Raw genomic sequence first — 12,477 nt, forward strand, 5'->3', positions numbered from 1 at the left:
CGCAAGCGGAGCTGGAGCCTTCAGCGCTCCAGATAAATAGCTCCGCGTTCCCGGGCTAGCCCCGGGGCCCGGATCCCGGGTTCTGCTTTTCATGCTGCTCCATCGCCGCGGCGACGAAGCTTTCGAACAGGGGGTGGCCATCGCGCGGTGTGGAGGTGAACTCCGGGTGGAACTGGCAGGCCAGGAACCAGGGGTGTTCCGGTAACTCCACCATTTCCACCAGCGTGTCGTCCGCGGACCAGCCGCCGACCTTCAGGCCGGCCTTCTGCAGGCTGTCGACGTAGTTGTTGTTCACCTCAAAGCGGTGGCGGTGGCGCTCGACGATCACGTCGGAGCCGTAGATTTCCCGCGCCTTGCTGTCTTTGGCCAGGCGGCATTCCTGGCCACCGAGACGCATGGTGCCGCCCAGGTCGGACTGTTCGTCGCGCTTCTCGACCTGGCCCTCGCTGTCGACCCATTCGGTGATCAGGGCAATCACCGGGTGTTGCGTCTTGACATCGAACTCGGTGCTATTGGCTTCCTTCAGTCCCAGCACATTGCGCGCAAACTCGATCACGACCGACTGCAGGCCCAGGCAGATGCCCAGGTAGGGAATATTGTTCTCGCGCGCATAGCGCACGGATTCCAGTTTGCCTTCCAGGCCGCGCTCGCCAAAACCGCCGGGCACCAGTATGGCATCGGCACCCTCAATCAGTTCCAGGCCGTTCTCGGCCTCCACGTCTTCGGCGTTGATGAAATCGATATCCACCTTGCAGCGGTGCTTGATACCGGCGTGGATCAGGGATTCGTTCAGGGATTTGTAGGCGTCCAGCAGCTCCATGTACTTGCCCACCATGGCAATCTTCACCTGGTGCTGCGGGTTCAGCTTGCCGTCCACGACCTGGTCCCACTCGGACAGATCCGGCGCGGCACATTCCAGCTGCAGTTTGTCCACCACGATATCGTCCAGGCCGTAGCCGTGCAGCAGGCGCGGCACGCCGTAAATGGTCTTGGCATCCGGCAGTGGCACCACCGCGCGCTCTTCGACGTTGGTAAAGAGCGCAATCTTGCGGCGGGAGTCCTCGTCGATCTCGCGCTCGGAGCGGCACAGCAGGATATCCGGCTGCAGGCCGATGGAACGCAGCTCCTTGACCGAGTGCTGGGTCGGCTTGGTCTTGGTTTCGCCGGCGGTGGCGATGAAGGGGACATAACTGAGGTGAATCAGCAGGGCGCGGTTCAGGCCCAGCTCCACGCGCAGCTGGCGCACGGACTCCAGGAACGGCTGGGATTCGATATCGCCCACGGTGCCGCCGATCTCGACGATGGCCACATCCATTTCGCGGCCGCCTTCCAGGACGCGGCGCTTGATTTCATCGGTGATATGCGGAATCACCTGCACGGTGCCGCCCAGGTAGTCGCCGCGGCGCTCTTTGCGCAGCACGGTTTCGTAGACGCGGCCGGTGGTGAAGTTGTTGCGCTTGGACATGCGCGTGCGGATAAAGCGCTCGTAGTGCCCCAGGTCCAGATCCGTCTCGGCGCCATCTTCGGTCACATAGACCTCGCCGTGCTGGAAGGGGCTCATGGTGCCCGGGTCCACGTTGATGTAGGGGTCCAGTTTGAGGATGGTGACCTTGAGGCCGCGGGCCTCGAGAATGGCGGCCAGGGAGGCGGAGGCGATACCTTTCCCCAACGAGGAAACCACGCCACCAGTGACAAAAATATAGCGCGTCATGCAAAACCTTGGTCAGTTGAATGCCCGATGGAATCGGGGTGCGGGGCTGGCCCGGGCGAGTCTTGCCGGAGATCGTTCCTGCCCTTCCCGGTGCCTTGAGATGGGACGCCAGACTACCAGAAAGCCCTTTTTTGCTCAATCTCGAATCGCACTGCCCGGCTCCGGGTGACACCATTCCAGGGTGCCCGGAAAGTCTTTCTCGCAGACAAACAGGTCGCCCACCGCCAGCGGCCGATCCGGCTCGCCGGCGCGGAATACCAGCGGCACACGGTCCCGCAACCAAGGCTCCAGTGCCCATTCCTGCAGCAGTTTTTTCAGGGACTGGGAATGTCCGCGCTGCACCGGCCCGGCCCGCTCGCCACCGCGGCGAAAGCGGACCCGGTAGTCCCCGGCCGGCCAGTCCGGGCCGGGCGCCAGTGTCCAGCCGCCGCCGAGATCCAGCGGCGTGTCGCCGCGCCAGGTCCAGCCTCCGCCCGCCGGCTCCGCAGGCAATTGTGGTGTCAGGTGGGCGCGATTGCGAAAACGGCGCAGCACCCGGCTGCCGATCCGCACTGCCGGCACGCTGTCCGAGGCCGCGCCGGCAAGCTGGTCCAGTGCCTCCTCCAGATGCGGGGCCTCGGGAGCCCCGCCGCCGAGCCCGGCCAGCCAGTTGCGCAGCAGGTTTTTGCGGCGCCGCCGGGACAACCGCTGCAGTTTGTCCAGGTCGACACTCTCACCGAAGCGTTCGCGGCGCCGATCACAGGCCGACAGGTCCGCCTCGCCCAGATCGCGCAGCAGCGACGCGGCCTCGCCCAGGTTATCGGCGGCCCGCACCACCCGCTCGCGCACCGGCCAGCGTTTGCGCAACGGTGGCAGTACCCGCGCGCGCAGGTAGTTGCGCTCCAGGCGCTGGTCGTCGTTGCTCGGGTCCTCGATCCAGTGAAGCCCGCGCTCGCGGGCGTAGTCTTCCAGTTCCCCGCGGCCGACACCGAGCAGCGGCCGCAACAGGCTGCCCGCCCCCAGCGGCCGGCTCTCGGCCATGGCGGCGAGGCCCGGGGCACCGGCACCGCGTAGCAGTCGCAGCAGGAAAGTCTCCACCTGGTCGTCGCCGTGCTGGGCCAGCAGCAACTGGTCGCCGGGCTGCAGTATCTCTTGGAAGGCCCCGTAGCGGGCGCGGCGCGCGGCCTGTTCCAGGCCGCCGTCGCGGGGGTCGACGGACACGCGCACCGCTGTCAGGGGAATGTCCAGGGCGCTGGCGGTCCGCTGGCAGTGCGCCTGCCAGGCGTCCGCCTCGGCCGCCAGGCCGTGGTGGATATGAACGGCGCGCAGGGGGAGGCCGGCATCGGCGAGCAGATGCAGTAGCGCGGTGGAATCCAGGCCGCCGGAATAGGCGATCCAGCGCTCGCCCGCACAGGGGTAACGCGCCAGTACGCCTTCGACGATCTCGGTCAGCAATCCGCTCACACCCATTCCAACACAGCAGCCACTCGAGGCGGCAGTATACCTGCCGCACACCGGGCCGCCCAAAGAGGGCGCCGGGCAGGCGGCCGCAGAATTCAAGTTTCGGGGTCTCGTTTCGGCTGCCGGGGCGGGGAGCTTCGGGCCAGGACGGCAAAAAGTTCAAGAAATCTCTTGGAGCCTGTTTGGAATCTTGCACAAATCCCGGAAAGGCCGGATGGGGTATCGTTTTCCGGGACTGTCTGCGAGAGGGACCTCGCAGACAAGCCTCCAGGGATGGATACACGGCGTGTCCCGGAAAACGATACCCCAGCCGGCCCTGCACAGAACTCGACCTCCGGGGGATATCAAACAGGCTCCTACAGCCGCATACGAACCCCCAGCGCCAGGCGGCGCTCCTGCACGTTGATGGAGCGGAGCTGGCTCTCGAATTGCGCGTAGTTGCGATAGTTGGTCTCGGTGAGGTTGGTGCCCTGCAGGTAGACCGTCAGGTTGTCGAGCAGGTCGTAGTTGATGGACGCATCCAGGTAACCGGCCGGCTCCACCCAGTTGCCCAGGCTGATGGGCGCCTCGTTGGTATTCAGGCCGGCCCGGCCCTGGAAGATATCGCTGCGCCAGTTGTAGGCGACGCGGGTGCTCAGCCGCTCGCCCTGGTACCACAGGATCAGGTTGGCCTGGTGCCGGGAGTTGGAGTTGAGCGGAAAACTCTTGCCCTCCAGGTCCACGGCACCCGAGTCGTTATCGGAGAAGGTGTAGTTGGCCTCGATGCCGGTGTCGGAGAGGAAACCCGGCAGGAAGGTCAGCGCCTGCTTGTAGCCCAGCTCGAAACCCTTGAGGTTGGAAGCCGGTACGTTTTTCGTGGTCCAGATATTGGCGGTGCGGCGTACGACCCCATCGGAATCCGGGTAGGCGCGCGCCTCCTGCAGGGTCTGGGTGGCACTTTCCACTTCGATCAGGAAAAGGCCGGCGCCGAGAATACCGCCCTCGCCGAAATACCACTCGGTGGAGAGGTTGTAGTTGTTGGCCCGCCACGGATCCACGTGGGGATTGCCCTGGTCGTTGCCGCCGCCCGGGCTGGTCACCATTTTGTATTTCTCGCCGTTCTCGTCCTCCTGGTCCCCGTCCGGCGTGTAGACGCGGTATTCCTGGTACCAGAGGGATTCGCCCTCGCCCACATTGACCAGGTCGTTGCGGGACATGGTTTCGGCGTAGCCGAGGCGGACGATGACGTCTTCCCGCGGGAAGAAGTTGATATTGCCCGACGGCAATACATCGGTGAAGGAAGCTTTGGTGGTCTCGGTTCCCAGGGTTTTGTACATGATCTGCCAGCCCTGCGGCTCGCCGTATGTGGCCGGGTAACCGCCACCGTAATAGTTGCCCTGCTCCGGCACTGCCTGCTGGTCGTATAGGGCATTGACCACCTCGCGCCGCGTCTCGGCCACGCGCACACCGAAATTGCCTTCGAAGGGGACACCAAACAGGCCCCGGTCATTGGCAAAATTCAGCTGGAAATAACCGGATGTCTCATCTTCCACTACCGAGTAGGCTTGCGAAGGATCGACAAAACGTTTCGCACCCGGGTAGAGAAAATTCATAAAGCCGTTTACGTCGTCCAGTCGCCTCGGGTCCAGCGCCGCCACGCCATCGCCCCAGCCCTTGAAGGGGCCGAAGTCATTGTAGGAAATCAGCATGTCGCGCAGCTCGTCGAAAGGCGCAATGCCCAACTGCTCATTGCCGGCAAAATCGTTCCAGTCCGGGTACTGCTGCCAGGCATAGTCTCCGGGCAACGGCTGGTACCAGAGCTCCTCGGGCACGCTGGGGTCGTTCCAGGTAGAGTAGTAGCCGGTGGGCGTCATATAGATGAAGCGCTCGCTTTCCACATCGCGGCGACCGTGGCGCACACCGAAATCCACCGAGGTAAAGCTGGCAATATCGAACTCGTAATTGCCATCGGCACGGAAGACGTCCAGGGATGCCTCCTGTTCGGTACCGTCACCAAAACCCTGGAACAGGTTCAGGCGGTCGATGCTGGAGAGATCGTCATCGAACTGGAAAGTGGGATAGTCCTCGCGGTAATCCACGGTGACCCAGAAAGGTTCCACCGGATCGTCCATGCCATCGCCGTCCTCGTCCACCCAGTACCACTCGGGCGTGCCCTGCTGGAAGATGGCGTTTTCATAGGTCTTGTCCGCTTTACCGCGCACATAGCGCACGGAACCGGTAAAGGGCCCGCCATTGTCGAACTTCAGCTCGATATTGGTATTGAGGGCGTCGGTATGGTTCTGCTGGCTGCGCGTGGTGGCCTGGAAATCCGGTGCCTCCACTACCGCCACCTGGAGCGAGTTGATCACCCGCTCGGGCGTGTCGCCCCGGGCCGGCACCACCGCTTCCCGCCGGGTGATGGTGCCCGGGCGCAGCACGTCATAGTTGTCGTTGTTCATACCGTTGAACTGGCTTTCCACACCCCGGTCGAACTGATTCATTTTGGTGTAGAAGACATCGGCGGAAAGCGACAGGCTCTGGGAAACATCGAACTGGAAGGAGCCGGCAAACCCCTCCCGCTCGCGCTCCATGACATAGGCTTTTACACCGTAACCTCCCGGCACCAGGTAGCGATCGTTCAGATCACCGTTGCCGTTGAGATCCAGCGGGTCGCCCCCCTGGTTCACGAAACCGAGGCGCATATCCTCCTGGATCTGGTAGTTGGCAGAGTTGCTGTTGGATTTGAAACCACCCAGGGTGAAACCGAAGCGGTCGCCGTTGTAGCCGACAAAGGTATTGAAGTTGTAGTTGTCGTCCTCGGTGATGGAGCCCCGGGATCCCTCGGCGTTGGCGGCGGCGGTCCAACCCTCTTCCAGGCCGCGCGGGTTGCGGGTCTTGAGATCAACCACGCCGGATATGCCTCCGGCAGGCAGCGCTGCGCCCTGGGACTTGTAGACATCCACACCGGCGATCATGGAGGCGGGAATATCGGAATAGTTGGCGCCCACATCGGTGATGGTCCAGGGGCTCAGAAACTGCTCGCCGTTCAGTGTGGTCAGCACCTGCGGCATGCCGCGCACATTGAGGCTGGTGCCCTCGCCGGCGGTGCGCTCTATCTGCACCCCGGTGACACGCTGCAGGGAGTCGGCGATGGTGACGTCGGGCAGTTTGCCGATATCTTCGGCAACGATGGAATCGACGATCACCTCGGCGTTGCGTTTTACATCCACGGACTTTTTCTGCGATCCGCGAATCCCCGTTACCTCAATTTCCTCCAGTATCTCGCCGGATTCGATTGCCGCTTTTTCTTCTCCGGAATCCTGGGCGACACCCGTTACCGCTGTGGCACCCAGAGACAATGCTGCCACCCAGACGGGTAGCAGGCATTTTTGTGGTTTATTATTCATCGGTCTTCTCTCAGTTTCGCCAGTACAGGTCGTTTATCGTTTTTTTTCACCAACACTGAATCATATTATTCATATAAATGTAACCGGTTACGGAAACCGGTTACATTTATTGGCGCCTGCTTTTGCATCGAGTGCATCAATCCGGGGGAAGGACCATTAGTCGGAAATGACTAATCGATAATAGCTGTCACAGATGACCGGGCGAGCAGAGCGATCGAACCGGCCCGGGCCACCCAGCGGGGTCATCGGCCCAGAGGCTTCTTTCAACCTACATTAAAAAAACGGCGGCACCGAAGTGCCGCCGCTTTTCCAGTTTAATGCCCTCTTTCAGTCCGATGCCCCCTCTATCAGGGCATCCAGCGTCTGCTGGTCGGCGACCGAATTCGCATCCCTGTCGAAAATACCGGAGGCAAAGTTTCCGGTGCCGCCGTTATCCCAGTAAAAGGGAACCAGGCCATGGGCCTTTGCCTGCTCCACGGCAATCCGGTGGAAATCGGCCCGCGACTGCAGGTGCAACTGAAGGTCTTCACCGGAAAGCTGCCCGGTACGGCGTATGGCACTGAACTCGCCCAGTATCACCGGGATATCCTCGTCGACGAACTGTGTTTCCATCAGCGAGAAGAGCGCCGCCATATCGTCTTCCTCGCCCCAGGTGGCGTTGTGGTCCGTATCCGTGGTGGAGTGGTTGCCCGCGCCCCAGTAGAAGAACTGATTGCCCCAGCCGGCATCTTCCGTCATACCGGCAAACTGCCACGGCGTATAGTAGTGAATCTCCGCCATCATGCGGTCCGCGACCGTATCCACCGGAATTGCGGTCATCAACTCGTTGGTTCGGTCGATATCCGTATTGGGGCCCTGGACGACAAGTACCCGGTAGGCGTTCTTGCCACCGGTCTCCCGCACGGCATCGACGAAAGTCTGGTGGTAGGACATCAAGACGTCCATCTGTTCGGCACTGTCCACATTGGGCTCATTGGCGCTGGCAAACAGCACACGCTCGTCGAAGTCGCGCAGATAGCTGGCAATCTGCTGCCAGTAGGCCTTCTGCCTGTCGTTGTTTTCCGACTGCATCTCCGGGGTCACATTCTCCTCGAGCCAGCCACCGTCCCAGTGGATATTGACGATTACGTAGAGGTCGTTGTCCACGCAGTATTGAACGACCTCCCTTACCCTGGCCAGCCAGCTCAGGTCGATCTCCGCGGTGGCCTGGTCGGCGTACTGATCCCAGGAAACCGGCAGCCGTACCGCGTTGAAACCGCTCTGCTTGAGCAGCTGGACAAAATCCTCGCTGATCACCGGATTGCCCCAGGCGGTTTCGCCGCCGCTCGCTTCCAGGCTATTGCCGATATTGAAGCCGAGGTTGATACCGTTGGCGATCTCCACTGCGTTACTGCTCATCCCGGTCCTATCCGCCGGGAGCGGGTTGACATTGTAATTAGGGAAACGGCCGCCGGAACTGCTGCCCGAGGAACTGGAGGACGAGCTTGAACTGCTGCTCGAGCTGGAGGAACTGGAAGAGCTGGAACTCGAAGACGCGCCATCGCCTCCGTTCACAGCCACCGGTACCGGCGACATATTGCCCGGCGTGGCGGTAAAGCCGAAGCTCACCTCGCCCCCCGGCGGAATTTCCGCGTTGTAGTCAGCATCCTCAATGACATAGTGATCCCCGATGTGGGATACCACGACGCCATTCCACAGGTTGTCGATCTCCACCGCCATATCGAACTCGACAGACCAGCCGGAAACAGCCGCACTGCCGCCGTTGGCCACCGTCACTTCCCCCTGGAAGCCCCCGCCCCAATCGTTACTGACAGTCATGGTGGCCTGTGCCGCAAAGGCGGAAGGAACCAACAGACACAACAACCCCATCAGCATGTACTTACTGAATAACCGAAACATCCCTAATCTCCCTTCATCGTGTGCTTTATTGTTTTACCGCGAGATTTCATCCGCTGAACACAACACCCGCTAGCGGGTGCCCAAAAACCCTCCATACTATTTATATTATAAATATCATATAGAAGAGTCTCCCGCGTCAGGTTGAAGATCCCGCCCGGTTCCGTGATGGAGTCGGCATTCCGATGAATACACGGTCACCCTTTTGACTGTCGCAGCGGCCCGGCCGGTGATAAATTGGTCACACTTCTGTAACCCTGTATAAAAATAGACCGCTATGGTTCACCTAGTCGTCGATTCCGGTTGCGATCTGCCGGACGAATTCCTGCGCAAATACGCCGTTTCCGTCCTGCCCCACTCCATCACCGTGGGCAAGGACACCTTCGCCGATCAGCGCAACCGCGCGCAGATGAGTCACTTTTACGCCACCTCCCTGGTGGATCGCTCCCACCACATCAGCACCGGCCCTGCATCCGCCGGCGAAATAGAGCGGGTGCTGCGCGAACAGTTGGCGAAGGATCGCCGGGAGCTGGTGGTGCAGACCATCAACGGCAACAACAGTCCCACCATCGACAACACCCGCGAGGCAGTGCGCAACCTGGGAAGCGATGCCGGGGGATGCGAAATCCATACGGTGGATTCCCATACGGTCTTCTCCGGCCAGGGCCTGCTGGCCATCTACAGCCGGGCCCTGATCGCAAAGGGCCTTCCCGCGGCGGAGGTGGCGGCCAGGGCCGAAGCGTTTACCCACTGTATCGAGGGCTACGCCGCGATCCGGGATGTCTACTACCTCCGCGAGCGCGCACGCAGCAAGAACGAGAACCATATCAGTTGGCTGAAGGCCACCCTCGCCCGCCGCCTGGACCTGCACCCGATCCTGCATATGCACCGGGACGGCAGCGATGTGCACGACACCCTGCGCGGTTTCGATACCTGCACCGAGACCCTGTTCGCGATGGCCGCGGATTCTATCCGCGAAGACAGGCTGCGCGTGCCCATGATGGTGGTGAGCGTCGCCGGGTCGCTGCAGGAACTGAACCGGGCCAGGGGATTTGCCGGCCTGGAAGCAGTGGCGCGGCAGTACGGGGTAAAGATTTACCAGTCGGTGATGAGCCTGTCCGGGGGAACCAACCTGGGACCGGGCACCATTACCCTGGCGCTGCCCGCCAAGAAATAGGTACGGCGAAAAGGTGGCACATTCGGACGCCGTCCAACTTTGCGATTTTTCTTAAAGTAGGACGATCCGCCGGCCCCGCCCCGCGCATTATCCTCCCGCCGAATCCGGCAGCTTTGCGCCGGGCGAAGGGCCCGGCCTGCACAAACAAGAACGACGCAGGAAGTCATCCATGCAAGCGACTGAGACCACTCCCGATACCCCCGGCCCGGGCGCCCTGGCCGGGAGCCACCCCGACGCCCCTCCGCTGGCCTTTATCATCCTGATCTGTGGTGTCGCCACCATCGGCGGCTTCCTGTTCGGGTTCGACAGCGGTGTGATCAACGGCACCGTGACCGGCCTGCAGCAGGCGTTCAATTCCGATACCGCCGGCACCGGCTTCAATGTGGCCTCGATGCTGCTGGGCTGCGCCGTCGGCGCCTTCTTTGCCGGCCGCCTGGCGGATCGCTGGGGCCGCAAGAAGTTGCTGCTGCTCTCCGCACTCTTCTTTATCGTCAGCGCCTGGGGCTCCGGTGTCGCCACCGGCTCGGCGGAGTTTGTGTTCTACCGCATCCTCGGCGGCCTGGCCGTGGGTGCGGCCAGTGTCATGTCGCCGGCCTATATCAGCGAAGTGGCACCGGCGGCAATGCGCGGGCGCCTGATCACCATCAACCAGATCGCGATCATTTCCGGGCTGTTCTGCGCATTCGTCAGCAACTACTGGCTGGCACAGGTGGCCGGTTCCGCGGTCAACGACTGGTGGATGGGCCACAGCGCCTGGCGCTGGATGTTCTGGGTGGAAATCGCCCCGGCCACGCTTTTCTTCGTGGCGCTGCTGCTGATTCCCGAGAGCCCGCGCTTCCTGGTGCTTTCCAGGCAGGACGACAAGGCCGGGGAAGTGCTGGGCAGGCTCTACGGCGCCGACGCCGTGCGCGGCAAGCTCGCGGATATCCGCAAATCCGTCGCCGATGACCACAGTCCGCGCATGCGCGACCTGCTGGACAAGCTGGGCCGCGTGCGCAAGATCGTCTGGGTGGGCATCGGGCTGGCCACCTTCCAGCAACTGGTGGGCATCAACGTGGTCTTCTACTACGGCGCCGTACTCTGGCAGGCGGTGGGCTTCTCCGAGGCGGACGCCCTGCTGATCAATATCATTTCCGGGGCCGTGAGTATCGGCGCCTGCCTGGTGACCATTGCACTGATCGACAAAATCGGCCGCAAACCGCTGCTGTTGGTGGGTTCCATCGGCATGGCCATCACCCTGGGGCTCGTGGCCTACGCGTTTACCAGCGCCTCCATGGACGCCGACGGCAATCTGCAGCTATCGCAGAACATGGGCCTGCTGGCACTGGTGGCCGCCAACGCCTACGTATTTTTCTTCAACGGCTCCTGGGGGCCGGCAATGTGGACCATGCTGGGCGAGATGTTCCCGAACCAGATCCGCGGCTCCGGCCTGGCGGTATCCGGCCTGGCCCAGTGGGGTGCCAATTTCGGCATCACCATGACCTTCCCGATCATGCTGGCAGGTATCGGCCTCGCCGGGGCCTACGGCATCTACACCCTGTTCGCGATCCTCTCCATCGCCTTCGTCATCTACCTGGTGCACGAGACCAAGGGGTTGGAGCTGGAGCAGATGAAGGGATGAGGTCGGGACCCTACTCTACTTTTCGCCTGCAAGCAGGCTCCTACACCGCCGCCGAAGCCGGCTTCTCCGGCAGGCTGCGGTGGCGAAATTCGGTGGGGGTCATGCCCACCAGTTTCTTGAAAAAGGAATTGAAGGTGGCCTTGGTGTTGAAGCCCGAATCCAGCATGATATCCATCACCGTCTGGTCCGCCTGATCCGGGTCGGCCAGGCGCCGCTTGGCCTCCTCGATGCGGTAGTGGTTGATGAATTCGAAGAAGTTGCGTTCGAAGTGGCGGTTGATGACATTCGACAGAGTCCTCTTGGGCACTTCCAATTGAGTGGACAACTGCTCCAGTGTCAGCGTGGGGGCCAGGTAGGGCTTCTCATCCCCCATGTAACGGGTGATTTTCTCCACCAGCCCGCGGTCCACCGCCGGCTTCTCGCCGCTCGCCTCGGCCTCCCCCGCGGTGCCTTTCGACTCTCGGCTGTCCAGCCCCTCGAACATTGAGGAGTAACTGAGGCTGAAGAAAATCATCGCGCTGATCAGGATGAATACCGTGTAGTTACTGGCCAGCCCCATGATGCGGAAATCCACCATGACCTCCAGGTGCGCAGACAGTGTCAGGGCCACGTTGACCAGCACCGCCCAGCCGCGCAGCGCCAGGAAGCCCCAGACCAGTATCAGCAGCCACTTGAAATCGATTTTCTCGATATTGGAGTAGGTGTCGCGGATCTGCCGCCGGCAGTTGCGGATTTCCAGCAGCGCGAGTACCCCGAAAACCAGCCGCAACACCTCGCGCCCGAAGCCGATCACCAGGTTCAGCAGCGTCTCGTCGTAGGGCGTATAACCCTGCAACATGGCAACTTTGGTCTCGGTATCGAAGCGGAAGTAGGAAACATATTCAAACAGCGCATAGGCGACGAAGGGCACCAGGTAAACCAGGTCGAAGCGTTTCAGGCGATAGTCGCGGTAGATCAGCGAGCGCACATACCAGAGCAACAGCGGCCCCTCCAGCCAGTAGGCGAAGCCGAATACATAGAAGAGATTGGGCGAGGTCTGGATGGCCCACTGGCGGAAGCCGGCCCCGAAACTGATCAGGATATCCATCGGAATGGCCGCCTGGGTAAACAGGAACAGCGCCAGCAGTGCATTGCTGATATATCCCTCCCGCCGGATTACCAGCAGCAACAGCCCGAACAGGGTGCACTGGTAGGCCGTCATCATCAGCACTACATCGTGGAAATTGAACAGCAGAATATCCATTCT

The 12,477-nt window shown here is 61.8% G+C and carries 7 protein-coding genes; 2 read left to right on the forward strand and 5 right to left on the reverse strand.

Annotation, left to right across the window (positions count from 1 at the left end; all coding sequences use genetic code 11):
* Nucleotides 1-55: 55 nt before the first annotated feature.
* The 4 genes from OQE62_RS14610 to OQE62_RS14625 all read right to left on the reverse strand — a co-directional run bounded on the left by OQE62_RS14610 (nt 56) and on the right by OQE62_RS14625 (nt 8,436).
* A complete protein-coding gene (locus tag OQE62_RS14610; protein ID WP_265722785.1) occupies nt 56-1,711 on the reverse strand; it encodes a CTP synthase in 1,656 nt (551 codons plus the stop codon).
* Between the two features lie 135 nt (nt 1,712-1,846).
* Nucleotides 1,847-3,154 (reverse strand): tRNA lysidine(34) synthetase TilS, encoded by a 1,308-nt coding sequence (gene tilS, locus OQE62_RS14615; RefSeq protein ID WP_265722786.1) that lies wholly within the window; start codon nt 3,152-3,154, stop codon nt 1,847-1,849.
* 353 nt (nt 3,155-3,507) lie between these two features.
* Nucleotides 3,508-6,537: a TonB-dependent receptor gene (locus OQE62_RS14620; RefSeq protein WP_265722787.1), complete on the reverse strand. Its 3,030-nt coding sequence runs from the start codon at nt 6,535-6,537 to the stop codon at nt 3,508-3,510.
* Nucleotides 6,538-6,864: 327 nt separating this feature from the next.
* Nucleotides 6,865-8,436: a cellulase family glycosylhydrolase gene (locus tag OQE62_RS14625; protein WP_265722788.1), complete on the reverse strand. Its 1,572-nt coding sequence runs from the start codon at nt 8,434-8,436 to the stop codon at nt 6,865-6,867.
* 274 nt (nt 8,437-8,710) lie between these two features.
* On the opposite strand from OQE62_RS14625, the gene OQE62_RS14630 reads away from it, so the two are divergent.
* Both OQE62_RS14630 and OQE62_RS14635 read left to right on the forward strand, forming a co-directional pair.
* Entirely contained in the window at nt 8,711-9,610 is a 900-nt protein-coding gene (locus OQE62_RS14630) for a DegV family protein (RefSeq protein ID WP_265722789.1), read from the forward strand.
* 169 nt (nt 9,611-9,779) lie between these two features.
* Nucleotides 9,780-11,231 (forward strand): sugar porter family MFS transporter, encoded by a 1,452-nt coding sequence (locus OQE62_RS14635; RefSeq protein WP_265722790.1) that lies wholly within the window; start codon nt 9,780-9,782, stop codon nt 11,229-11,231.
* A 40-nt stretch (nt 11,232-11,271) separates the two neighbouring features.
* Here the strand turns inward: OQE62_RS14635 and OQE62_RS14640 are convergent, their stop codons facing one another.
* Nucleotides 11,272-12,474 carry a helix-turn-helix domain-containing protein gene (locus tag OQE62_RS14640; RefSeq protein ID WP_265722791.1) on the reverse strand — a complete coding sequence of 401 codons (1,203 nt, stop codon included), beginning with the start codon at nt 12,472-12,474 and terminating at the stop codon, nt 11,272-11,274.
* Between the last annotated feature and the right edge of the window lie 3 nt (nt 12,475-12,477).

Origin of the sequence: Microbulbifer halophilus, assembly GCF_026183675.1 — a bacterium.
GTDB classification, from domain to species: domain Bacteria; phylum Pseudomonadota; class Gammaproteobacteria; order Pseudomonadales; family Cellvibrionaceae; genus Microbulbifer; species Microbulbifer halophilus.